The organism is Erythrobacter sp., from assembly GCF_038133525.1.
Classification (GTDB): domain Bacteria; phylum Pseudomonadota; class Alphaproteobacteria; order Sphingomonadales; family Sphingomonadaceae; genus Qipengyuania.
Window position 1 is genome coordinate 315 of record NZ_JAYPTL010000175.1, and the last position, 319, is coordinate 633.

At 62.1% G+C, this 319-nt stretch carries 1 pseudogene; it reads left to right on the top strand.

Features of this window, described 5'->3' with window-relative positions:
- A pseudogene (locus AAFM29_RS17710) lies at positions 1 to 319 on the top strand (IS21 family transposase); the annotation flags it as partial.

Genomic DNA, 319 nt, shown 5'->3' on the forward strand with positions numbered 1-319 from the left:
TCATCTACGATCGCACGGTTCAGCCGAAGCCCAAGCTCGGCGCCTACGTCGAAGAACTCGAACGATTACTGGCGGAGAACGAACGCAAGCCACGGCGCGAACGGCTGACGCTGATCCGGTTGTTCGAAGCGTTGCGAGCCCAGGGATATGAAGGCGGTTACGATACGGTCCGCCGTCACGCGCGCCGCTGGCAACACGAGGAAGTGGGGCGCACGGCAACTGCGTTTGTGCCGCTGAGTTTTGATCCCGGCGAGGCTTACCAGTTCGACTGGAGCCATGAGGTCGTGGTGCTGGCGGGCGTGACAACGACGGTGAAGGT